This is a genomic window from Streptomyces sp. CGMCC 4.7035 (assembly GCF_031583065.1).
In the GTDB taxonomy this organism is placed as follows: domain Bacteria; phylum Actinomycetota; class Actinomycetes; order Streptomycetales; family Streptomycetaceae; genus Streptomyces; species Streptomyces yaanensis.
Window position 1 is genome coordinate 2389638 of sequence record NZ_CP134053.1, and the last position, 21480, is coordinate 2411117.

The following is a 21480-nucleotide window of genomic DNA, read 5'->3' on the forward strand; positions in this document are numbered from 1 at the left end:
GACGCCGGGGACAGTTCGTCCAGGCGGCGGCGACGCGGCCAGGCTCCGGCTGTGGCGGGTGACGTTCGAGCTGTACTCATCCCGGCACCTCACCGTCGACGCCGACGCCCTCGCCGAACGAACGACGGCGCCGGAGCCAGTCTTGACCCCGTGGGACGAGGCGCGACCGCTGAGGATCAGCCCTCTGTTGCGCCGTACCGGCAGTTATGGGCGGCGTGGCAAGCCGCGCAGGGTGGCCGACCGGGGCGAGGCGAAGCGCAGGCTCGCTGAGATCGTCGCCAGGCAGGCTGGGGAGGCCAGAGAGGTGCGAAATCGTCTCGCGACGGTTGGGCCATTGCGGCTGTCTCGGCTGGAAAACTCGATCCGCTCGCCTTCCAGTTGTTTCCGCGCCTGCTCGTGACGCGCTCGCCACCTGGCGGCCGGGCATGACGACCACTGCGGTCACCTGCGGGGACGGCTCGATGGAGATCCGGCTGGCCGCGCTCGACGACGATTCGACGGCCGAAGTCCACACGCCGGAGGGGGCGTTCAGCGGTCCCGACCATTTGATCGACATCATCGCCTTACGGAGCGTCGCTGGCCAGTGGCCCTCCGAGGAGGCTGCCCCGCTCGCGGACAGGAAACTGTGGATCGTCGTCTCCCAGGAAGCCGAGCCCGCGACCGTGCTGCGGGAAAGCCAGTCCACCGCCGTGCAGTTCGTCGTCGGTGCCCGCAACCAGAAGGCCGCAAAGGCCCGGTCAACTACGCATCCTTCCAGCCCACACGACCGTGCCGTCCGACTCCGACTCTGGCCCCAGCGCCACACGGCCCTTCCGCCTGATACGCGCATAGCGCACCCGCTCCCCGGCCTCCCCAGGCAGTCAACCCTCCCGCACCACCGGCGCCGCGCACTCCCCCGACCCGCGAACAATCAGCCGAGTAGGCACGGTGATGGTGCGGGCGCGGGAGCGGTCGCCGTCCAGGCGGGTCAGGGCCGTGGCCGCTGCCGTTCTGCCGATTTCCTCCGGATCCTGGGCGACGACGGTCAGGGCCGGTTCGAGCGCCTCGGCGAGCGGTACGTCGTCGAAGGCGACGATGGCGACGTCCTTCCGTTCGGCCCGGGAGAGCTCCGCGACGATTCCCAGGGCCACGATGTTGTTGCCGGCGAACAGGGCGGTGGGGGGATGCGCCAGGCTGAGCAACTGGGAGGTCGCGGCCGCGGCCCCCTGCTGGTCGTGGGCGTTGGTGACCAGTGAGCGGTCGTAGGGGAGGCCGGCTTCCTGTAGGGCCGCGCGGTATCCGGCCAGGCGTTCGCGGCGGGTGTACAGCTTCACGGGCAGGTCGCCGACGAAGCCGATGCGCCGGTGGCCGTGGGCGATGAGGTGGGCGACGCCGTCGTGGGCTCCGGCACGGTTGGAGCTGACGATGCTGTCGGTGGCGAGGCCGACTCCGGGGCGGTCGAGGAAGACCACCGGCAGACCCGCCGCGCGGTGGGACTTCAGGTGGGAGTGGTCGGCGCCGACGGACGGCACGACCATCAGGATGCTGACGCGCCGGGCGAGGAACTTGTCCGTCAGGGCGCGCTCGCGGTCGGGGTCGTCCGCGGAGGAGCCCATGAGCAGCGTCAGTCCGCGTTCGCGGACCGTGTCCTCGATGGCGCGGGCCACGGCTCCGAAGAAGGGGTTCGCGAGGTCGGGGATGACCAGGCCGATGGTGGTGTCCGGGCCGCCGACGCGGATGTTGCGTGCCATGAGGTTCGGCTGGAAGCCGAGCTTGGCCACGGCGGCGAGCACCTGTTCCCTGGTCTGCGCCGAGGCGGGTCCGTCCTCGTTGAGGACACGCGAGACCGTCTTGGCGCTGACGCCGACTTCTCGGGCGACGTCGGCCAGGGTCGGTCGGCGGTTCGCTGCCATGGAGGAAACCGTCTCCTGTGAGCTCTCGGTTCCGGCCGTGGCCTCGGCCGGAAACCGCGAGAGCTGGGTCGTGTTGTCAGGTGGCCTGGACTCCGGCGGCCTTCGCGGCCTCCGAATCCGCTATGACAGTACCTCCGGCCTCGTTGATGCTGAGCGCCCCGGTCATGATGGCGACGACCTCGGCCATGGAGTAGTCGGAGGGCTTGATCAGGGCGGCGCGCCGGCCCAGCCGGTGGACGTGGATCCGGTCGGCGATCTCGAAGACATGAGGCATGTTGTGGCTGATCAGGACGACCGGCATGCCCTTGTCGCGGACCCGGCGGATGAGGTCGAGGACCTGGCCGGACTCCTTGACGCCGAGGGCGGCGGTGGGCTCGTCCATGACGACGACGGAGCGGGCCCAGGCGACGGCGCGGGCGACCGCCACGGCCTGCCGCTGACCGCCGGAGAGGGTCTCGACCGCCTGGCTGAGCGACCGCAGGCCGATCTTCAGGTCGGCCATGTGCTCGGCGGCCTCCTGACGCATCCGCTTCTTGTCGAGCATGCGGAAGGTGTTGCCGAGGATGCCGGGGCGGCGCAGTTCGCGGCCGAGGAACATATTGGAGGCGATGTCCATGGAGGCCGCCACGGCGAGGTCCTGGTATACGGTCTCGATGCCGTGGGCGCGTGCGCTCTGCGGGCCGGAGAACTGGATCAGCTCGCCGTTGAGGCGGATCTCGCCGGAGTCCGGGACCACCGCACCGGTGAGTGCCTTGATCAGGCTGGTCTTGCCGGCTCCGTTGTCGCCGATGACGGCGAGGACCTCGCCGGGCAGCAGGTCGAAGTCGGCGCCGTCGATGGCGGTGACGTGGCCGTACCGCTTGACCAGGCCGCGGGCCTGGAGGACAGGGGTGGGGGAGGTCGTGGCGGTCATCGGGCCTTCTTCCGGGAGATCTGGTCGACGGTCACCGCGAGGATCACCAGGACACCGGTGATCAGGGTCTGGTAGATGGAGGCGACGCCCATCAGCTGCAGGCCGTTGCGGAAGACGCCGACGATGAGGACGCCGATGAACGTGCCCAGGACCGAGCCACGGCCACCGAAGAGGCTGGTGCCGCCCAGGACCACGGCGGTGATGCTGTCGAGGTTGTCGGTCTGGCCGGCCTGGGGGTCACCGACTCCGGTGCGGGAGATGAGCAGCACGGCGGCGATGCCGTACAGCAGGCCTGCCACGGTGTAGATGCCGATGGTCAGTCGGGAGGTGCGGATGCCGTTCAGTCGCGCCGCTTCCTGGCTGTTGCCCAGGGCGTAGACGTGCCGGCCCCAGCCGGTGCTGCTCAGCGTGTAGGCGAGGAGGAGGAACAGGGCGATGGTGACGAGCGAGCCGTAGGTGATGTCGGTGTGGCCGAGGGGGAAGGTCTGGCCCAGGGCCGTCAGCGGGCCGGGCAGGTTCGTAACCGTCTGCTCCTCGGAGTAGATGTGGGTCAGTGCGAACGCCACGTTGAGCATGCCGAGGGTGACGATGAACGGCGGCAGCGGGATCTTCTGCACCAGCAGCCCGTTGAGCAGGCCGAAGCCGGCGCAGACCGCGATGCCCAGGGCGATGGCGAGGAGTGGTGGCAGGGAGCCCTCGGCCGCCATCTTGGCGATCACGATGCTGCCGAACGCCATCACGGCCCCGCACGACAGGTCGATGCCCGCGGTGAGGATGATCAGGGTCTGTCCGATGGCGAGGGTGCCGACGACCATGACCTGCTGCACGATCAGGGAGAAGTTCCCGCCGGTGAGGAACTGGTCCGTCGAGAGGGAGAAGAAGGCGCAGGCCAGGAGGAGGGCGACCAGCGGGCCGGTGGTGGGCGCCGTGAGCAGTCTGCGGGCCGTGGTGGGGGCTTTGAGCTCGGCGTACGGCGTGGTCGTGGCTGTCATGCGAAGTCCTTGTCGGAAGACAGAAGTCCTTGTTGGAGGACCAAGGAGGCGGCCGTCCCGGGTCGGGGAGGGGGGCGGCCGCCCCGCTCAAGGGGAATGGCGGTCTCGTAGGGGCCGTGTCGTACGGGCCCCTAGGGGGCGGCTCAGCCCCAGCAGTTCTGCAGGCCGAACCCGGTGTCCTTGGACGTGACGCCCGCCTGCGCCTTGTCGCTGATCAGCGTGACGCCGGTGTCGGTGTAACCGGACGCCTTCTTGCCGTCCTTGGCGTACGTCACCACGGCCTTGACGCCTTCGGCGGCCATCTTCAGCGGGTACTGCTGCGACGTCGCGGCGATCTTGCCGTCCTTGACCGCCTGGGTGCCGGTGCAGCCGCCGTCGACGGAGACGATCAGCACGTCCTTCTCCCGGCCCTTGGCCTTCAGCGCGGTGTACGCGCCCAGGGCGGCCGGCTCGTTGATGGTGTAGACGAGGTTGATGTCCGGGTTCTTCTGGAGGCAGTTCTCCATGGCGGTCTGGCCCTTGGCCTGGTCGCCACCGGTGTCCTGGGCGCAGAGGACGTCCTTGTCGGTGGCGCCGAAGCCCTTCAGGAAGCCGTTGTGCCGCTGCACGCCCACCGAGACGCCGGGCGCGAGGTCGAGGGTGGCTATCTTCGCGGTCTTGCCCTTCATGGCCGCCTTGGCGTACTCGCCGATCAGCTCGCCGGCGTGGAGGTTGTCGGTGGCGAAGAGTGCGTCGACCGCGCTCTGCGGCTCGGTCGGGGTGTCCAGGGCGATGACCAGGACGCCCTTGGCGCGGGCCTTGGCGATCGCGGGCACGATGGCCTTGGAGTCGCTCGGGGTGATCAGGATGCCCTTCACGCCGGACGCGACCATGTTCTCGATGGCGGTGACCTGTCCGGCGTTGTCGCCGTCGAACTTGCCTGCCGCGGTGACCAGTTGGGCGCCGTTCTCCTTGGCGGCCTTCTCCGCGCCCTCCTTCATCTTCACGAAGAACGGGTTGGTGTCGGTCTTGGTGATCAGGCCGACCTTGACGCTGCCCGAGCCGGAGCCGGCGGAGCCGGAGCCGGAGCCGGAGCCAGATCCGCAGGCCGTCAGGGTGAGGGCCGCGACGCCCGTGACCGCGGCGGCTCTGAGGAGGGAGGAGGACAGACGAGTGGTGCGAGGCATGATCGACTCCTGTGGGATAGCGAGCGGCACGGGGACGGGTTCGGAGCATGCCGCCCGGGGTGTCAACGTTGACCTATGTCATCGTTGACACTGCTTGGCGAGGATGATGGACTCCGCATCCCGGCAACGTCAATGCCTTCCACCCGTCACAAATCGGCAACGTCCGTGGCCGTCGCGCCCTGGCAGCCGGTCGGCGGCCGCCTCGCGACGCGGCCCTTTCGCCCGACCTTTCCGAGAGAAGAGCAGCCCATGAGCTCGCGTCAGATCACCGTTCTGGGAGAGTGCGTCGCGGACGCCTTCACCGAATCGGCAAGCGCCTCGAACGAACTCGCCCTGCGGGTGCTGCCCGGCGGCGGACCTGCGAATACGGCGGTGGCCCTGGCCCGTCTGGGCACCCCGGCCCGCTTCCTCGCGCGCCTGTCCGGGGATGTGTTCGGCCGTCTGTTCCGGGCCCACCTGGAGGCATCCGGCGTGGACCTGTCGTACGCCGTCGCGGCCGCCGAACCCAGCACGCTGGCCGTGGCCGAACTCGACGCCAAGGGGCAGGCCGCGTTCTCCTTCCACGCGCAGAACACGGCCGACTGGCAGTGGACCGCGGAGGAATTGGCGAGTGTCGATCTGTCCGAGACGGCCTGTTTGCACACCGGGTCGCTGGCCCTGGTCCGCGAGCCCGGCGCGACGGTGGTGGAGGAGTTCCTGGCGGCTGTCGCTCCCCGGGCCACCATCAGCATCGACCCCAACGTCCGGCCGCTGCTGGTGCACCCCGAGGTCTACCGTGGCCGGCTGGCGTACTGGTGCGACCTCGCCGACATCCTGCGGCTGAGCGAGGACGACCTGGAACTGCTTCTGCCGGGCACCCCGCCCGAGCAGGCGTGCGACACCTGGCACGCCGCAGGGGTACGGCTCGTCGTGATCACGCTCGGCGCCGACGGTGCCCTGGTCTCACTGGACGGCGAACGGCTGCGGGTGCCCGCGGTGCAGACGCGGGTGGTCGACACGGTCGGCGCGGGGGACTCCTTCACCGCCGGGCTGCTGCACCACCTCGGCGCACACGGCCTCCTCGGTGGCCGGCTGGTCGGTCTCGCTCTCGACGATGTCGCGGAAGCCTGCCGGTTCGCCACTCGGGTCGCGGCGCTGACCTGTTCCGTCGCCGGCCCCAATCCGCCGTGGCAGAACCAGTTGGCGCAACTCGCGGCCTCCGGCGGCGCCTGACGAGCGGGCCGGCCTCACCGGGCAATCCCGCTCGAACTGTTGACGCATCGGGCGCATTACGCCCATCATCGGGCCACTCGATGTCATCGATGACACAAGTCAACGATGACACCTGCCGATGACATACATCCTTGGTCGGGCGGCGTGGACGACGCCGCCGGTCAAGGCGTCACTCTTCGGCCGGTCCACGCCAGGGTCGCAGGCCCCGCCGCGTGGACGGCCACAGCACAGGAGACGCCATGAGCTCTGGACGTGTATCCCGGTATGCCCGCGCCCGGTTGACCGCGGCGGTGGCGACCGTCTGCGCCCTGGCCGCCGCCCCGCTCGCCCCTCAGGCCGTCGCCGCCGACACCCCGCCGTACTCCGAGACCTACCGCCCCCAGTTCCACTTCACTCCGGAGAAGAACTGGATGAACGACCCCAACGGGCTCGTTTACTACAAAGGTGAATATCACCTCTTCTACCAGTACAACCCCAATGGCAACTCATGGGGTGACATGTCCTGGGGTCATGCGGTGAGCACGGATCTCGTGCACTGGAAGCAGTTGCCGCTCGCCCTGTCGCACGACGACCAGGAGATGGTCTTCTCGGGCAGTGCCGTCGTCGACTGGAACAACACCACCGGCTTCGGCACCAGGACGAACCCACCGATGGTGGCGATCTACACCAGCCACTCCAAGTCCACGGGCAAGCAGGCCCAGTCGCTCGCCTACAGCACCGACCGTGGCCGTACCTGGACCAAGTACCAGGGCAATCCCGTCATCGACATCGGTTCCAAGGAATTCCGCGACCCCAAGGTCCAGTGGTACGCACCCACCAAGAGCTGGCTGATGACGGTCTCGCTGTCCACCGAGCACAAGGTGCGGTTCTACTCGTCCAAGAACCTCAAGGACTGGAACCTGCTCAGCGAGTTCGGCCCGTCCGGCGCGACGGGTGGTGTGTGGGAGTGCCCCGACCTGTTCCCGCTCGCGGTCGGCGGCGACGAGAACAACATCAAGTGGGTCCTGGTCGTCAACATCAACCCCGGTGGTATCGCGGGCGGTTCGGCCGCCCAGTACTTCATCGGCGACTTCGACGGCGAGAAGTTCACCGCCGAGGACAAGGGCACCTACACCCCGCCCGCCGGTCAGGTGGTGCAGGACTTCGAGAGCACCGACTTCGGTGCGTGGACCACCACCGGTACCGCGTTCGGCCAGGCGCCGGCAGCCGGGGCGGTGGACGGTCAGGGCACGGTCGACGGCTTCGAGGGCAAGGGCCTCGCCAACAGCTTCCACTCGGGTGACGGCGCCACCGGCACCCTCACCTCGCCCTCCTTCACCGTCGACAGCCCGTACCTGAACTTCAAGGCCGGTGGCGGTCGGCACCCGCACGTGCCCGGAACCGTCATGGAGCAGGGCCCTTCGCCCGAGGGCACGGTCCTCGCCGACTTCGAGGGCGGCACCTACGGCGACTGGACGACCACCGGGGACGCCTTCGGCACCGCACCGGCCACCGGCACCCTGCCCAACCAGCAGGAGGTCTCCGGCTTCCTGGGAAACGGCCTGGTCAACAGCTACCTGAACGGCGACTCCACCACGGGCACCCTCACCTCGCCCGAGTTCACCATCGACAAGGACTACGTCAACTTCCTCATCGGCGGCGGCAACCACCCGGTCGGCTCCGACAACCCGACGGCCATGGAACTCCTCGTCGACGGCAAGGTCGTCCGCAGTGCCACCGGACAGGACGGCGAGGCACTCAACCGGTCCTCCTGGGACGTCCGCGACCTCGCCGGCAAGCAGGCGCGGATAAGGATCGTCGACGGCAACACCGGCGGCTGGGGCCACATCAACGTCGACCACATCATGCTGTCCGACACCCAGGCCCAGCCCGTCTCCCAGGAGACGTCCGTCAACCTGATCGTCGACGGCAAGGTGGTACGCAGCGTCACCGGCTCCAACAGCGAGACCCTTGACTGGGCGTCCTTCGACATGCGCCCCTACGCCGGCAAGACGGCGCGGATCCAGCTCGTCGACATGAACACCGCCGGCTGGGGCCACATCCTCGCCGACCAGTTCACCGCCGCCGACGCCCCGGCGAAGTCCGTCGTGCAGCGCGCCGACTGGCTCGACCACGGCAAGGACTACTACGCGGCGGTGTCCTGGGAGAACGCCCCGGGCGGCAAGCGGTACATGATCGGCTGGATGAACAACTGGGACTACGCCGGCGCCGTCCCCACCTCTCCCTGGCGTGGCGCGCAGAGCATCCCCAGGGAGATGGCCCTGCGGACCATCGACGGCCGGATCCGGCTGACCAGCAAGCCGGTGAATGGCGTGGCATCCCTGCGGCAGGCCTCAGCCTCCGCGACCGGGGTGACCGTCAAGAACACCTCCCAGCCGCTGACCGGCCCCTCGGCCGACGGCAAGGCCCTCGACATCGAGGCCACCTTCTCCCTCAAGGACGCCGAACGGTTCGGCCTGAAGGTGCGCACCGGCGCCGGCGGCGAGGAGACCGTGATCGGCTACGACACCACGACACAGGAGCTGTACGTCGACCGCACCCACTCCGGCGCCGTGGACTTCAACAGCACCTTCCCCGGCATCCAGACGGCACCGTTGAAGGACAAGAACGGCAAGGTGAAGCTGCGGATCCTGGTCGACTGGTCGTCCGTCGAGGTCTTCGGCGGCAGCGGTGAGGCCGTGATCACCGACCAGATCTTCCCCGACCCCGGCAGCCAGGGAGTGCAGGTCTTCGCCGAGAACGGTGCGGTGAAGCTGGACAAGGCCGTTGTCTGGCACCTCGGCTCCGCCCACGAGTGACGCTCCGCCCACGAGTGACGCTCCGCCCACGAGTGACACTCCGCCCACGAATGCCACTCCGCCCACGAATGCCACTCCGCCCACGAGTGACGCTCCGCCCACGACTGACGCTCCACCCACGACCGACAAGGACACGAGACCGTGAAGAAAACCCTGCTCGCCGAGTTCACCGCCCGACAGGGAGCGGAGGACGAGGTCTCCCGCCTGATCCGGGACTACGCCGAGAAGGTGCGCGAGGAGGAAGGCAACCTCGTCTTCGACGTGTACACCAAGGCGGCCGAACCCCGCGCCTACTGGATCTTCGAGGTGTACCGGGACGAGGACGCGTTCCAGGCGCATCTGAAGGCCCCGTACGGCGGCCCGTTCAACGCTGCCCTCACCCCGCTGATCGAGGAGGACGCCTCCGTACTGACGTTCCTCGATCCGCTGGCCACGACTTCGTGACGGGCGGTTGAAACAAGGGCCCCCGCCGGGTAGTTGCTCGGCTGGGGCCCCCTGGACGGGGGATGAGGTGATCGGCATGATGGGAGCGCTCCCAGGTCATCGTCCAGAGTTCGAAAGCGTGCGCCATGCAGAGTCTGACCAAGCGCCACCTGTCTCCCGACGAACTCGACGCCCTGCTGCGCGCCTCCACGGGCACCGGCTGCCACCTGGAGGCCGAGCTGACCGATGGCTGGTTCAACACCGCCTACCGCGTGCTGCTCGACGGGGGCCTGCCCGCCGTCGTCAAACTCGCACCGCCAGCAGACACGGCGGTCCTGCGCTACGAGCGCGGCATCCTGACCACGGAGGCCATGGTCTACCGGCGGATCGCGGCCCTTGCGGGCGGCGGTGTGCCGACGCCCGACCTGCTGTACGCGGGGGAGGAGTTCCTGGCCGTCTCCGTACTGGACGGCACCCCATGGGACAAGGTGGCCGACCGTGTGCCCCCGGCCACCGAGGCTGCGCTGCGCCGGGAGCTGGGCGCGATCACCGCCCGCCTGCACACCCTGGTCCCGGAGGACGGCCGGTTCGGCTACCCGGCCCCCGAGTCCGCACTGTCCGCTCCCGACTGGCGGACGGCGTTCACGGTCATGGTGGACGCACTCCTGGACGACGCCGAACGCTGGGAGTCCCCGCTGGGCGTGCCCCCGACGGACGTACGCACGCTGGTGGCCGAGGGCGGGGACGCCCTCGACGAGGTCACCGAACCCCGGCTGGTCCACTTCGATCTGTGGCCGGGCAACATCTTCGTCGACCTCACCGACGACGGGAAGCACGGGAAGCCGGCCAGGGTCGCCGGACTCATCGACCACGAACGGGCGTTCTGGGGCGACCCGGCCGCCGAACTCGTCTCCCTCGCCTTCGGCGGCGACACCGGCCCGGACAGCGACCTCGTCGTCGGCTACGCGGAGGCGGGCGGCAGCCTCGACTTCACTCCCGCCCTCCGTCACCGGCTGGCCCTCTACCAGCTCTACCTGGGCCTGCTGCTCGTGGTCGAGTGCGGCCCCCGCGGCTACGGCTCGGACCACCTCACGTCCGTCCGCGGCAACCTCGCCGAGGCCGTCACCCGCCTCCGGGCGCTGGGGTAGGGCTCCCCGCGGCTGTGCCTCGACGTGCCCTCGCCGAGGACGCGGTCATGGCCCTCGGCGGAACCTCGGTGACAGCGACCCGTGCCGTGGCTGACGGCTGTGGCACGATGCCGCGATGATCTCCAACTCGCGCATACCGGCCGTCGTTCCCGCGGGTCGGATGGCCCAGGTGGCCCAGCCGGTCCTCGGCCTTCCCGGCGGCGGCCTGGAGCTGCGCCCCTGGCGCCTCTCCGACGCCGACGTCCTGATGGCCGCCGGCCAGGATCCGGCGATCCGCCAATGGAATCTGCTGATGGTGGAATCCCCGCGGGACGCGCGCACGAGGATCGAGCGCATGCACGAGCGTTGGGAGGCCGAGCTGGGCGCGGTCTGGGCCATCGCACGAACGAGCGGCGAGGCCGTGGGGCTCATCGGGTGGAACGACATCGACCTCAAGGGCGGCAGCGCCGAAATCGTCTACTGGGTACTGCCCTCGGCGCGCGGCGGCGGGGTGGTGGTCGAGGCCACGAAACGGGTCAGCCGGTGGGCCCTGAACGACCTCGGTCTGCATCGCCTGCGACTGTGCCACTCGGTGGCCAATCCGGCGTCCTGCCGTGTGGCGGCCAAGGCCAGATACTCCCTCGAAGGCACCATGCGTGGCGCGCTGCTGCATGCGGACGGATGGCACGACCAGCACTTGCACGCCCTTGTCCAGGGCGACATCGAGTCCCCTTCCTGACGCGTTCCGGATGCGTGACCGACCGAAGCCGGGGGCAGCCATGGCCCCCGGCCCCGGCTCGCGTCAGCAGGCCTTGGACAGAGTCAGCCGTTCCTGGAAAAGACCGCCCGCGGCGGCCAGTTCCTCATACAGGAGCACCGCCCGGCGATCGATGCCGCCGGGCCCGGCTGTGGCGGTACGGGGTCGCGCTCCACGCGGTTCACATGCTGTCCCGTCACGCGAACTCCCCCTTCACCAGCCGGGCCAGGGTCCTGCGGCCCCGTTCGACGACCTCCTGGTCGTCGTGGGGCACACCCCAGGAGATGGCGCTCGCGGCGTCGAGCGCGGACAGACAGCGCAGGGCGATCTCCTCCGCGGTGGTCAGCAGGCGCCCGAAGCCCTCGCAGAAGGCGGTCCGCAGCTCGGGGCGCTCGGCCCAGGATCCGCAGGCGAGCCGGACGACGTCGAACACCGCGGCGTGCGGCCGGGCCCGCTCCAGATCGACCACCGCGAGTGCGCCGGCCCCGGTGTCGTACAGCCAGTTGCGCTCCTGGAAGTCGCCGTGGACGTAACCGACGGGCAGCGGACCGAGCAGCGCCAGCGCGGCGGCGTGCCGGCGTACGACCTCCCGCTCCCGTACGCCGATGAGGTCCCCGGCGCGCTCCAGGTGCACCTCGGCGTCGCAGGCGGCGCGCTCGATCTCGCGCGCCGCCTCCGCGTAGTCCTGCGGTGTCAGGTCGCGGGCGTCGCCGTGGAAGCGGCGCAGCCACACGCCCGCCTTGCGGTGCACGGCGCGCCGCCGGTCCGGGGCGAGCGGGAGCGTGCGTACGGTCCGGCCGGGAACCGCGGTCAGCAGCAGGGCCCGGTGTCGTGCGTCGGATTCCAACAGGCGCGGTACGCTGCCCCGTTCCAGCGCGGGGGCCGCCTCGCGGTAGGCGCGGGTCTCACGGGCGTAGAACTTCGCTGTCGGCGCCATCTTGAGGACGGTGCGGCCGGAGGCGGACGTCAGCTCCCAGACGCGGGAGGCGGGGCGGTCGTGGGAGATGTCCCGCACGGACCGGACCGGGCCGACGACGTCCTCGGCCCACGTGGCCAGGGCGGGCGGAATCGGTGTGCCGACGGTCATGCGCCCCACCTCGGTGCCGGGCGTGATGAGGACCGGCGGGCGGCGACATGGGCGGCGTGGAACCGGCCGCCGACGTCAACTCCGTGCCGGGCGGCGGCGGCCCGCACGGGCCGATTCTCGAACACGGGGCGCAGGGCGGCAGGGGCGGGGACGGGGTTCATGACTCCTCCAGGGCTTACGTCGATGCGGACAAGCGACCGAACAACCGCCCTGATCATGAACTCGTAACGGGTAGCCGGGAGCGAATTCTCGGACAAAAGTTCGAGTTACCCGCGCCCGGTCAAGCGGCCCCTGGTGAAGTGGCGGGCGCGGCGCCGTTCGATTCCCTCGTGTGGTGACGGGTGCCTCTGTCGGGGGATTGCCCAGCGAGTAGTTGACGGTAAGTCAGGTCTATGAGTCAGGTCTTCCCCTGCTCTCTCCTGCTCTCTCTCGGTGCCCTTCAGTGCCCTTCAGTACCCTCCATTTCCCTTCAGTTCCCGAAGCCCTTCTCCGCCAGAATGGCGTCGATCTTGACCCGATGCGCCTCCTCCCATGCGTCGAGGGTTTCCCGCTCCTCCTTCGCGAGCTTCGTCAGGGCGGCGGCGAGCACCTCCTCCCGACGGTCCGCGGGAACCGCCACCACGCCTTCCTCGTCGGCCACCACGATGTCTCCCGCCCTCACCTTCACGCCGCCGCACCGCACGTCCACGTTGTGCGGCTCGACGGCGCTCTTGGTGCCCGGAATGGGGATGACGCCCCGGGCGAAGACGGGGAAGCCCATGTCGCGGACCTCGGTGAGGTCGCGGATCACCCCGTCCGCCACGAACGCGGTGATGCCCCGGCGTTGGGCGACGGCACAGACGTTGCCCCCGGCGAGGGCGTAGTCCACGTCTCCCGACTCCACGACGACGACCGAGCCGGGCTCGGCGCGGTAGATGGCCGCGTGCAGCATGAGGTTGTCGCCGGGAGGGCAGCGGACCGTGAAGGCCGGGCCGGCCACGCGTGGCATCGAGGGCCACAGCGGGCGGATGCCGATGTCCATGACCTGCTCGCGGCCGAGGAGGTCGGCGAGGGTGGTCGTCGGGATGTCCTTGAATGCGGCGGCTGACGCGATGACGTTGCTCATGTGCTTCCTCCGTGCGGGTGTGTGATCGAATATGCCCGACCGCCTGCCGGTTCCCGGGAATCCGCGGCCTGGCCCCGCCGAGCCATTGCGGCCCCGTCCGGGACGCCCGAATCTGGGGGAATGCTCCGGGTGTGAGGAGGGCGGGCGATGACGGCGAACGCCGACGGGACGGACGCCGAACGGCTGCGACTGGCCGAGGCCGACGCGGGGCGGTCACCTGGTCGTGGGCGGGTGACACGGTCGTGCCGGGTCTGCAGCCGCCGCCGTACGCGCGGGCGAGTGGCGGCTGCTGAGCGGCACGGGCCGGCCGGACAACGACACCCACCGCGACCTGCTCACCTGGAGCTGGACCGCCGGCGACACACGCCACGTCGTGATCGTCAACCACTCCGACCGGCCCGCCCAGGGCCGCGTACCCCTGCCCTGGTCCGACCTCTGTGGACGGGACTGCCGACTGATGTCGAGCGCCGGGATCTCCGCGAACACGTACGACCGCGCGGGCGACGAGCTCGCCGACCCGGGCCTGTACGTGGCGCTGGATGCCTGGCGCTGCCACGTCCTGGCGCTGACCGTGGTGTGATCGGCGGACCGGGCCGCCGGGTCACACCGGCACGTGTTCCAGCAACCGCAGCAGATCACCGGTCGCGTCCACGGCTGCCGACGCCGGCAGCGCGCCGAGCGCGAGCGTCGTCGCGGCGAGCGGCCACAGGTGCGGGGGCGGGCCCGCCTGGAGGGCGGCGATACGGCGGGTGACCGCGCGGTCGGTGAAGTTCAGCGCGCACGCGGCCTTGCGGCGCCTGGCGGTGAGCGCGGCGCGAGCGAGGGCGCGGGCCGTGGTGGAGCGGTCGCCCACGGCGTCGGCGGCCTGCTCGTCCGCCCAACGCTCGATGAGGAACGTGACGGCGGTGCGCACCGGCACGAGGAGCGGGTCGGCCGCGACGGCGAGTGCCACGGCGGTCGCCAGGAACGCGTGCCGGTGGGTCAGATGGGCGCGTTCGTGGGCCAGCAGTACCCGGCGCTCCGCCGGTTCGAGGGCGCTCAGCATCGCCGAGGTGACCAGGATCCTGCCCGGTGCGCCGCCACTCGCGGGGATGGCGAACGCCTGTGGCACGGCTGAGGCCGCGACGAGGAGTTCCGTGTCCGGGGGATGCCCGGCGCACAGGGCCCGCAGCGCGCGGCGGGTGGCGCGTTCGGCGCGGGCGGTCCGGTACACGCGCACGGAGATGAGGACCAGGGCCACGATCGCGGCGACGGCGATCGCTTCCGGGACCGGGTCCACCAGGGCGTGGCCGTCGGCGCGGGCGTCCGCGACGACCGGCGGGGCCTCGCCGACGAGGGTGGTCGCGAGCAGGAACAGGGACCAGGTGGTGGCGGCCGCGGTGAACACGGCGGACGCGGTCAGTACCCGGGCCGCGAGCGCGGGCGCCACGCGCCGGCCGACCAGTGGGCTGAGGGCGGTCAGCAGCGGCGAGAGCAGGATCGGGGTGTAGACGTCGATCCTCATACGGCGATCCTCATACGTCGACCCTCATGCGCCGCCACCGGGGAGACGGCGCTCGCTGGGAACGCCGTGCTCGCCGGGGAGACCGCGCTCGCCGGGAAAGCCGTGCTCGCCGGGGAGACCGTGCTCGCCGGGGAGACCGCGCTCGCCGCGGAGACGGTGCTCGCCGGGAAGGCTCCGCCCGCCGGGAGGGCCGGGCTCACCGAGGAAGTCGCGCAGCGCCCGCTCCTCCTCGGGGCTGAGGCCGGACACGAACTGCTGGAGCGTGGCGATCGGGTCGGGGCCGCGGTCAAGAGCCTCGTGCATGGCCTCGGCGGTCAGCTCGGCCGCGTTCTTCGCCGGCCGGTATGCCCCGCGCCGCCCGTCCACGTCGCGCAGGACGAGCCCCTTGTCGTACAGGCGTTTGAGGATGGTGTGCACGGTGTTGTAGGCGAGGCCGCCGCCGATCTCGGCCTGGATCTCGGCCGGCGTGAGGGCCTGCTCGGTGGCCCACAGCGTGGCGAGCACCTCGCTCTCCAGCGCACCGGCGCTGCGTCGTTCCGACCTGCCCCGAGAGCCTCTGCCAGCCATGCCCGCAACCTTACAGCGCGTAGGGGGCGGCATGCCCGGCCGGACAAGGGCCTCGGTCGTTCCCCCCGGGACACCCGGTCCACTCCATCGGCGCAACGGGATCCGCGGGGCGGCCGAGCCTCCCGCGGTCTCGCGCTGCGACCCTCGGTCACCCGCGTTAGCTTGTCCGTGTTTTACCGACTTCCTGATTCATCGACTTCTTTGTTCATGGACGTTTTTTCGACTTCCACCGTCGTCCTTGCGACCTGTGGGGCCCGACGACCCTAGAGTTCGCAGGGGGAGAGGGGGTGAGTCATGGCGCACAACTCGAACATCACGCTCGCGGGCGTCCGCCGGCTCGCGGCGCCGTCGGTCGCCGGCATGTCGTGGCGCGACCGCGGTCAGGGCCTGATCGCCCTCGTGGCGGGAGCCTTCGTGCTGGCCCAACTCGTGCTCGTCGGACCGCGTACGGGGCTCGGCTGGGACGAGACGGTGTACGTCAGCCAGATCAGCGCTCACGCCCCCGCGTCGTACTTCAGCGCGCCGCGCGCCCGGGGCATATCCCTGCTGGTCGCCCCGATCACCTCGTGGTCCTCGTCCACCGGCCTGCTGAGGGTCTATCTCGCGGTGCTGTCCGGAGCCGCCCTCTACCTCGCCCTGCGCGTCTGGCGGGACCTCTTCGCGGCCCGCGTCCTCGCCCTCGGCGGCGCGCTCTTCGCGAGCCTGTGGGTGACCTTGTTCTACGGCCCGCAGGCCATGCCCAACTACTGGGTCGCGATCGGCGCCCTGGCCTGCACCGGCTGCTTTCTGCGCGCCCACGCGGACTCCACCGACCGGGCGGCCCTGTGGGGTGTCGCCGCGAGCGCGACGCTGATGGCGTGGATGCGGCCCACCGACGCCCTCTGGGCGACCCTGCCGCTGCTCGTCCTGGTCGTCCTCGTACGACGGTGGCGGCGCCTGCCGCTGCTGCTGGCCCTGGTGTGCGGGCTGGCCGTCGGGGCCGCCGAGTGGATCGTCGAGGCGTACGTCAGCTACGGGGGACTCGCGCAACGCCTGTCCGACGGCTCCCGGATACAGGGCGGCCTGGGCTGGAACATCGCCATCGTCGACCAGCTGCGCAGCCTCGGCGGGCGCACCCTGTGCCGCCCGTGCACCGGGTCGGTGCCGAACCCGGCGGTGACCGCCTGGTGGTTCGTGCTGCCCCTGCTCGCCGTCCTCGCCGCGGCCGTCGCGGTCCAGGCCCGGCGCGCGGGCCGCACCCTGGTGCCGCTCGCCTGCGCGGCGACGGCCGCCTTCCCGTATCTTTTCCTGATCGGATACGCCGCGCCCCGTTTCCTGCTCCCCGCCTACATCCTCCTCGTTATCCCCGTCGCCGACGCCCTCCTCCACCTGGTCACCGGCCCGGACGGCAGGTGGCGGCCGATCGCCGCGACGCTGGTGGCGCTCGGGCTCGCCGGCCATCTGGCCGTGCAGTTCGTGGTGCTGCACCACACCGTGGACCGTAGTGCCGCCGACCGCCGCGCCTGGTCGCGCACGGCCGCCGAACTGCACCGGCTGGGGGTCCGTCCGCCCTGCCTGCTGACCGGCAACGAGTCCCTCCCGATCGCCTTCTACGCCGGCTGCTCCTCCGCCGCGACCAGCGGCCCCAACACCAACAGCACCCCGGCCGGCATCACGCGCACCGCGCAGCGCATGCCCGCCGCGTACCTGGGCACCCCCACCGGTCGCCCACCGTCGTACGCGCGCGAGTGGACTCCCCACTCCTTCGCCGGTGTACGCCTGTACGTCGCCCCCGCGGCGGCGAAGGGCGGACCCGGATGACTCCGCCGGCGTAGTCGGTCAGGCGAGCATCACGGCGAAGGCGCACATCATCCGCCGACACTGTCCTTCGCGGCTCGGCGGGAGCGCAGGAGCTCCAGGGCGAGCGGGATCAGCGAGACCGCGACGATCACCGCGATCATCGGCAGCAGATACTTGTCGACGTTCGGCACCGACGAGCCGAGGGCGTATCCGGCCAGGGTCAGGCCGAGGCTCCACAGCAGGCCGCCGACCACCTGCCAGACGGTGAAGGTGCGCACGGGCACGTGCAGCGCCCCCGCCATCGGGTTCAGCACCGTGCGCACCACGGGGACGAAGCGGGCCAGGACGATCGCCTTCGCATGCCCGTACCGGTCGAGCAGTGCCTCGGCGCGCTGCGCGCCCTCGTGCAGCCGGGCCGAGCGGCTGCGGGCGAGCAGCGCGCCACCCGCCTTCCGCCCGAGCAGATAGCCGACCTGGGACCCGGCGAGCGCGCCGACGGCGGCGGAGACCAGCAGAAGGGGAAGCGACAGCTTCACGCCTTGCTGGCCCGAGCCGGTGCACAGCAGGCCCGCCGTGAACAGCAGGGAGTCGCCGGGCAGGAAGAAGCCGATCAGCAGCCCCGTCTCCGCGAACATCACCACGCCGACGCCCAGCACGCCGAAGGCCGCGAGCAGGGACTGGGCGTCCAGCACGTTCACCGCGAGCTGGGATCCCAGTGACAAGGGTGTGGCCATCGTCGCGAGCCCTTTCGTACGGGAGGCCGGGCGCGACGGGGCGTCACCCGGCGGTTGACTACAATCCTGTAGACCGTCTATTGAACCGTAGACGATGAAACGGGTTCAGTCCGTCGGAACGGGTTCAGTCCGTCGCCAGCGCGATCTCTGTCGACTTGATCAGAGCGACGACCGAGGAGCCGGACGTCAGGCCGAGGTCCTCCACGGCGTCCTTGGTGATCGCGGCCGTCAGCGCGCCGCCCACGACCGTGACCTTGACCGACGCCATGGCCCCGCCCCTGGTGACGCGGTCGACGGTACCGGGCAGCTGGTTCCGGATGGAGACGCCCTCCACGGCGGCGGTGGCCAGCGCGACCTCCGTCGACTTGAACAGGGCGTGCACGGCGGCCCCCGGCGCGAGGTTCAGCTCGTCGACCGCCTCCGCGGTGATCGCGGCGGTCACGTCCTGGCCCCCCTCCAATCTGACCTTGACGGTCGCCATGACCTCGCCCGGTGTGACGGTGACGACGGTGCCGGGAAGCTGGTTGCGGATGCTCAGGTTCATGGGGGACGCCTCGCGGAACGTGGGGGATTGTCAGGGTGTGTCCCTGTGCTGGGCCCACGGTAGCCGGATGCCTGGAGCGCACCCGCGCGACGCGTCAGGCCGGATACGCGTGCGTCTGCGCCGCCTTGACGGTCGCCCAGACCGAGGCGCCGGGGTGGAGGCCGAGTTCGGCCGCGGCGACGGTGGTCAGGTCCGCGGCCAGCGGAAGTTCGCCGGTGAGATCGGCGCGGATCTGGTCGCCATGGCTCTCCAGGCCCGCGATCTCGCACCGCCACAGGTTGCGTGCGCTGGACCCGCTGGGCCGGTCCCGGTACAGGGTCACGGCGCCGGGCGGGAACGCCACGAAGACGGGCCCGGACAGCTCCTCCGTGGTCGTGATGGCCGGACCGGCGTCGAGCCGCACGGTGTGACCGTCGGCCCGCCCCTGGTACAGGTTCAGGCCGACAAGCTGCGCGATGTAGTCCGTACGGGGACGGCGGGCGATCTCGGCCGGGGAGCCCTCCTGGACCACGCGGCCGTGCTCGATCACGACCAGCCGGTCGGCGAGCACCATGGCGTCCAGCGGGTCGTGCGTGACCAGAACGGCGACCGCCTCGAACCCGTCCAGGTGACGGCGGAGCCGGGCCCGCACATCCAGGCGGGTGCGGGCGTCGAGCGCGGCCAGCGGCTCGTCGAGGAGCAGCAGCCGCGGACGGGTCGCCAGGGCCCGGGCGAGGGCGACGCGCTGGGCCTGGCCGCCGGAGAGCCTGCGGGGCTTGGCACCCGCGTGCTCGGCGAGATTCATGCGCTCCAGCCACGCGGCGGCGATCGCCCGCGCCTCGGCCTTGGACGCGCCCCGGCAGCGCGGGCCGAAGGCCACGTTGTCGAGGGCGGACAGGTGCGGGAAGAGCAGGTAGTCCTGGAAGACGACGCCGACCGGGCGGGACTCGGGCGGCGTACGGTCCAACGTGGCGCCGTCCAGCCGCAGATGACCGTCGTCGAGCGGGACGAGACCGGCGAGCGCGCGCAGGGCGGTGGTCTTGCCGGCGCCGTTGGGACCCAGCACGGCCACGACGTCGCCCGGCGCGGCGGTCAGTGTGACGTCCAGGCGGAAGGAGCCGCGGTCGACGACGAGCCGGGCGTCGAGGCCCTCCCCGCGCGCACCGGTGGCCGCGGGGTCGGCGGTGGTCCGGTCGACGTCGGTCATGAGGCCGTCATCCAACGGTCCCGCAGCCCCGCCAGGACCGCGATGGACACGGCGAGCAGCACCAGGCTCAGGGCGATCGCGGCCTCCGGGTCGTTCTGGAGCGCCAGATAGACGGCCAGCGGCATCGTCTGCGTACGACCGGGGAAGTTGCCCGCGAAGGTGATCGTCGCGCCGAACTCGCCGAGCGCCCGCGCCCACGCGAGCACGGCACCGGCCGCGATGCCCGGCGCGATCAGCGGCAGCGTGACCCGGCGGAACGCGGTGAAGCGGGACGCGCCGAGCGTCGTGGCCGCCTCCTCGTAGCGCGGATCGGCGGCCCGCAGCGTGCCCTCGACGCTGATGACGAGGAACGGCATCGCCACGAACGCCTCGGCCACCACCACCCCGGCCGTGGTGAACGGCAGTGTGATCCCGAACCACGCGTTCAGCCATCGCCCCACGACCCCGTTGCGCCCGAGCGCCAGCAGCAGGGCCACACCGCCCACCACCGGGGGGAGCACGAGCGGCAGCGTCACCAGGGCCCGTACCAGGCCCCGGCCCGGGAAGTCTGTACGGGCCAGCAGCCATGCCAGCGGCACGCCGAGCACCAGGCTCACGGCGGTGGCGGCGGTCGCGCTCACCAGGGACAGTTTCAGAGCCTGCCAGACCTCCGGACCGGTCAGCTGGTCCGGCAGCGTGCGCCACGGGGCCCGCAGGAGCAGGGCGATCAGCGGCAGCAGCAGGAACGCCAGACCTGCCAGGGCGGGCAGCAGCAGCGGCAGCGGCACTCCGGGGCGGCGGACACGCCCGCGCCGCGGCCCGCCCACCAGGGTGTCGGGCGCGGTGTCGGACGGGTCGAGCCGGGTCATGGCTTCAGGAACCCGGCCTCGGTCAGGACCTTGCTGCCCTCGGCCGACTGGACGAGCGCGATGAACGCCTTGGCCGCCTCGGCGTTGGGCGCGTTCTTGAGCAGCACGATCGGGTAGTCGTTGATCGCCTTCGCCGACTCGGGGAACTCCACGCCCTCCACCTTGTCACCCGCCGCCTTCACATCGGTCCTGTAGACGACCGCGGCGTCGGCCTCCTTCAGCTCCACCTTCGTCAGGGCGCTCTTGACGTCCTGCTCGTACGACACCGGCGTGAGCTTGAGGATGCTCGCGTCCAGCGCCTTCTGCGCGGCGGCCCCGCACGGCACCGTCTTGTCGCACAGCACCACCTTCAGGCCGGACTTGGTGAGGTCCTTCAGGGAGGAGACCTTGTCGGGGTTGCCGGGGAGGGTGGCGATCTCCAGCTGGTTGCGCACGAAGGTGGCGGGCGTGCCGACCGCGTCCTTCTTGTCCGTCACGATCGCCATGGTCTTGGGGCTCGCCGCGGCGAAGACGTCGGCCGGGGCACCCCCGGTGATGCTCGCGGCGAGGGAGTCGCTGCCGGCGAAGTTGAAGGACACCTTCGTGCCAGGGTGTTCCTTCTCGAACTCCGTGCCCAGGGTGGTGAAGCTCTCCTTGAGGGAGGCGGCGGCGAAGACGGTGACCGTGCCGGACAGCTTCGGTGACGAGGAAGCCGAGGAGCCCGACTTGGGGGAGGAGCTCGCATCGGACGAGTCCGACGACGAGGAGCAGGCGCTCAGGGCCAGCAGCGCGGCGGCCCCCGCACCGGTCACCTGCAGCATCCGGCGGGTCCGGCGTGCGGAACGGGTCATCACGGGTCCACTCCCT

General features: G+C 70.9%; 21 protein-coding genes. 8 read left to right on the forward strand and 13 right to left on the reverse strand.

Features of this window, described 5'->3' with window-relative positions; genetic code table 11:
- The first annotated feature begins 58 nt into the window (after window positions 1-58).
- Window positions 59-400: a DUF2397 family protein gene (locus Q2K21_RS09970; protein WP_310769057.1), complete on the forward strand. Its 342-nt coding sequence runs from the start codon at window positions 59-61 to the stop codon at window positions 398-400.
- 460 nt (window positions 401-860) lie between these two features.
- Here the strand turns inward: Q2K21_RS09970 and Q2K21_RS09980 are convergent, their stop codons facing one another.
- From Q2K21_RS09980 to Q2K21_RS09995, 4 genes are all read right to left on the reverse strand, one after another.
- The gene (locus Q2K21_RS09980) at window positions 861-1892 is read right to left on the reverse strand and encodes a LacI family DNA-binding transcriptional regulator (protein ID WP_310769060.1); all 1032 of its coding nucleotides are present in this window, start codon (window positions 1890-1892) and stop codon (window positions 861-863) included.
- Window positions 1893-1968: 76 nt separating this feature from the next.
- Complete coding sequence (locus Q2K21_RS09985; RefSeq protein ID WP_310769063.1) at window positions 1969-2805, reverse strand: ATP-binding cassette domain-containing protein; 837 nt, start codon at window positions 2803-2805, stop codon at window positions 1969-1971.
- Entirely contained in the window at window positions 2802-3797 is a 996-nt protein-coding gene (locus Q2K21_RS09990; RefSeq protein ID WP_310769066.1) for an ABC transporter permease, read from the reverse strand. Before Q2K21_RS09990 ends, Q2K21_RS09985 begins: the two co-directional genes overlap by 4 nt.
- A gap of 143 nt (window positions 3798-3940) precedes the next feature.
- On the reverse strand, window positions 3941-4963 hold the full coding sequence (locus Q2K21_RS09995) for a sugar ABC transporter substrate-binding protein (protein ID WP_310769067.1): 1023 nt from the start codon (window positions 4961-4963) through the stop codon (window positions 3941-3943).
- 249 nt (window positions 4964-5212) lie between these two features.
- On the opposite strand from Q2K21_RS09995, the gene Q2K21_RS10000 reads away from it, so the two are divergent.
- The 5 genes from Q2K21_RS10000 to Q2K21_RS10020 all read left to right on the forward strand — a co-directional run bounded on the left by Q2K21_RS10000 (window position 5213) and on the right by Q2K21_RS10020 (window position 11262).
- Window positions 5213-6175 (forward strand): carbohydrate kinase family protein, encoded by a 963-nt coding sequence (locus Q2K21_RS10000; protein ID WP_310769069.1) that lies wholly within the window; start codon window positions 5213-5215, stop codon window positions 6173-6175.
- A gap of 239 nt (window positions 6176-6414) precedes the next feature.
- Window positions 6415-8973, forward strand: coding sequence for a GH32 C-terminal domain-containing protein (locus Q2K21_RS10005; RefSeq protein WP_310769073.1), 2559 nt, complete (start codon window positions 6415-6417; stop codon window positions 8971-8973).
- Window positions 8974-9114: 141 nt separating this feature from the next.
- Complete coding sequence (locus Q2K21_RS10010) at window positions 9115-9417, forward strand: putative quinol monooxygenase (protein WP_310769076.1); 303 nt, start codon at window positions 9115-9117, stop codon at window positions 9415-9417.
- Between the two features lie 125 nt (window positions 9418-9542).
- Window positions 9543-10544, forward strand: a complete 1002-nt coding sequence (locus Q2K21_RS10015) for a phosphotransferase family protein (protein ID WP_310769078.1) — start codon at window positions 9543-9545, stop codon at window positions 10542-10544.
- A gap of 115 nt (window positions 10545-10659) precedes the next feature.
- A complete protein-coding gene (locus Q2K21_RS10020; RefSeq protein WP_310769080.1) occupies window positions 10660-11262 on the forward strand; it encodes a GNAT family N-acetyltransferase in 603 nt (200 codons plus the stop codon).
- A 214-nt stretch (window positions 11263-11476) separates the two neighbouring features.
- Here the strand turns inward: Q2K21_RS10020 and Q2K21_RS10025 are convergent, their stop codons facing one another.
- On the reverse strand, window positions 11477-12367 hold the full coding sequence (locus Q2K21_RS10025; RefSeq protein WP_310769082.1) for an aminoglycoside phosphotransferase family protein: 891 nt from the start codon (window positions 12365-12367) through the stop codon (window positions 11477-11479).
- Between the two features lie 469 nt (window positions 12368-12836).
- Window positions 12837-13472 carry an RraA family protein gene (locus Q2K21_RS10030; RefSeq protein ID WP_310769084.1) on the reverse strand — a complete coding sequence of 212 codons (636 nt, stop codon included), beginning with the start codon at window positions 13470-13472 and terminating at the stop codon, window positions 12837-12839.
- A gap of 373 nt (window positions 13473-13845) precedes the next feature.
- On the opposite strand from Q2K21_RS10030, the gene Q2K21_RS10035 reads away from it, so the two are divergent.
- Window positions 13846-14052, forward strand: coding sequence for a hypothetical protein (locus tag Q2K21_RS10035; protein ID WP_310769086.1), 207 nt, complete (start codon window positions 13846-13848; stop codon window positions 14050-14052).
- A gap of 21 nt (window positions 14053-14073) precedes the next feature.
- Here the strand turns inward: Q2K21_RS10035 and Q2K21_RS10040 are convergent, their stop codons facing one another.
- Window positions 14074-14976, reverse strand: coding sequence for a M48 family metalloprotease (locus Q2K21_RS10040; protein ID WP_310769088.1), 903 nt, complete (start codon window positions 14974-14976; stop codon window positions 14074-14076).
- Window positions 14977-15000: 24 nt separating this feature from the next.
- Window positions 15001-15543 carry a BlaI/MecI/CopY family transcriptional regulator gene (locus Q2K21_RS10045; protein ID WP_310769091.1) on the reverse strand — a complete coding sequence of 181 codons (543 nt, stop codon included), beginning with the start codon at window positions 15541-15543 and terminating at the stop codon, window positions 15001-15003.
- 294 nt (window positions 15544-15837) lie between these two features.
- On the opposite strand from Q2K21_RS10045, the gene Q2K21_RS10050 reads away from it, so the two are divergent.
- The gene (locus tag Q2K21_RS10050; protein WP_310769093.1) at window positions 15838-17343 is read left to right on the forward strand and encodes a hypothetical protein; all 1506 of its coding nucleotides are present in this window, start codon (window positions 15838-15840) and stop codon (window positions 17341-17343) included.
- Between the two features lie 47 nt (window positions 17344-17390).
- On the opposite strand, the gene Q2K21_RS10055 is transcribed toward Q2K21_RS10050, so the two are convergent.
- The 5 genes from Q2K21_RS10055 to modA form a co-directional block, all read right to left on the reverse strand.
- Entirely contained in the window at window positions 17391-18056 is a 666-nt protein-coding gene (locus Q2K21_RS10055; RefSeq protein WP_310769096.1) for a DedA family protein, read from the reverse strand.
- 124 nt (window positions 18057-18180) lie between these two features.
- Window positions 18181-18600: a TOBE domain-containing protein gene (locus tag Q2K21_RS10060; RefSeq protein ID WP_310769098.1), complete on the reverse strand. Its 420-nt coding sequence runs from the start codon at window positions 18598-18600 to the stop codon at window positions 18181-18183.
- 94 nt (window positions 18601-18694) lie between these two features.
- Window positions 18695-19786 carry an ABC transporter ATP-binding protein gene (locus Q2K21_RS10065; RefSeq protein ID WP_310769099.1) on the reverse strand — a complete coding sequence of 364 codons (1092 nt, stop codon included), beginning with the start codon at window positions 19784-19786 and terminating at the stop codon, window positions 18695-18697.
- Entirely contained in the window at window positions 19783-20634 is an 852-nt protein-coding gene (locus Q2K21_RS10070; protein WP_310769101.1) for an ABC transporter permease, read from the reverse strand. Before Q2K21_RS10070 ends, Q2K21_RS10065 begins: the two co-directional genes overlap by 4 nt.
- A complete protein-coding gene (gene modA, locus Q2K21_RS10075; RefSeq protein WP_310769103.1) occupies window positions 20631-21464 on the reverse strand; it encodes a molybdate ABC transporter substrate-binding protein in 834 nt (277 codons plus the stop codon). Before modA ends, Q2K21_RS10070 begins: the two co-directional genes overlap by 4 nt.
- Between the last annotated feature and the right edge of the window lie 16 nt (window positions 21465-21480).

Bases quoted from the DNA above. Each gene is read 5' to 3' on its own strand.
- Q2K21_RS09980 (WP_310769060.1), bottom strand. From the start codon at position 1,892: ATGGCAGCGAACCGCCGACCGACCCTGGCCGACGTCGCCCGAGAAGTC.
- Q2K21_RS09985 (WP_310769063.1), bottom strand. From the start codon at position 2,805: ATGACCGCCACGACCTCCCCCACCCCTGTCCTCCAGGCCCGCGGCCTG.
- Q2K21_RS09990 (WP_310769066.1), bottom strand. From the start codon at position 3,797: ATGACAGCCACGACCACGCCGTACGCCGAGCTCAAAGCCCCCACCACG.
- Q2K21_RS09995 (WP_310769067.1), bottom strand. From the start codon at position 4,963: ATGCCTCGCACCACTCGTCTGTCCTCCTCCCTCCTCAGAGCCGCCGCG.
- Q2K21_RS10000 (WP_310769069.1), top strand. From the start codon at position 5,213: ATGAGCTCGCGTCAGATCACCGTTCTGGGAGAGTGCGTCGCGGACGCC.
- Q2K21_RS10005 (WP_310769073.1), top strand. From the start codon at position 6,415: ATGAGCTCTGGACGTGTATCCCGGTATGCCCGCGCCCGGTTGACCGCG.
- Q2K21_RS10015 (WP_310769078.1), top strand. From the start codon at position 9,543: ATGCAGAGTCTGACCAAGCGCCACCTGTCTCCCGACGAACTCGACGCC.
- Q2K21_RS10020 (WP_310769080.1), top strand. From the start codon at position 10,660: ATGATCTCCAACTCGCGCATACCGGCCGTCGTTCCCGCGGGTCGGATG.
- Q2K21_RS10025 (WP_310769082.1), bottom strand. From the start codon at position 12,367: ATGACCGTCGGCACACCGATTCCGCCCGCCCTGGCCACGTGGGCCGAG.
- Q2K21_RS10030 (WP_310769084.1), bottom strand. From the start codon at position 13,472: ATGAGCAACGTCATCGCGTCAGCCGCCGCATTCAAGGACATCCCGACG.
- Q2K21_RS10040 (WP_310769088.1), bottom strand. From the start codon at position 14,976: ATGAGGATCGACGTCTACACCCCGATCCTGCTCTCGCCGCTGCTGACC.
- Q2K21_RS10045 (WP_310769091.1), bottom strand. From the start codon at position 15,543: ATGGCTGGCAGAGGCTCTCGGGGCAGGTCGGAACGACGCAGCGCCGGT.
- Q2K21_RS10050 (WP_310769093.1), top strand. From the start codon at position 15,838: ATGGCGCACAACTCGAACATCACGCTCGCGGGCGTCCGCCGGCTCGCG.
- Q2K21_RS10055 (WP_310769096.1), bottom strand. From the start codon at position 18,056: ATGGCCACACCCTTGTCACTGGGATCCCAGCTCGCGGTGAACGTGCTG.
- Q2K21_RS10060 (WP_310769098.1), bottom strand. From the start codon at position 18,600: ATGAACCTGAGCATCCGCAACCAGCTTCCCGGCACCGTCGTCACCGTC.
- Q2K21_RS10065 (WP_310769099.1), bottom strand. From the start codon at position 19,786: ATGACCGACGTCGACCGGACCACCGCCGACCCCGCGGCCACCGGTGCG.
- Q2K21_RS10070 (WP_310769101.1), bottom strand. From the start codon at position 20,634: ATGACCCGGCTCGACCCGTCCGACACCGCGCCCGACACCCTGGTGGGC.
- modA (WP_310769103.1), bottom strand. From the start codon at position 21,464: ATGACCCGTTCCGCACGCCGGACCCGCCGGATGCTGCAGGTGACCGGT.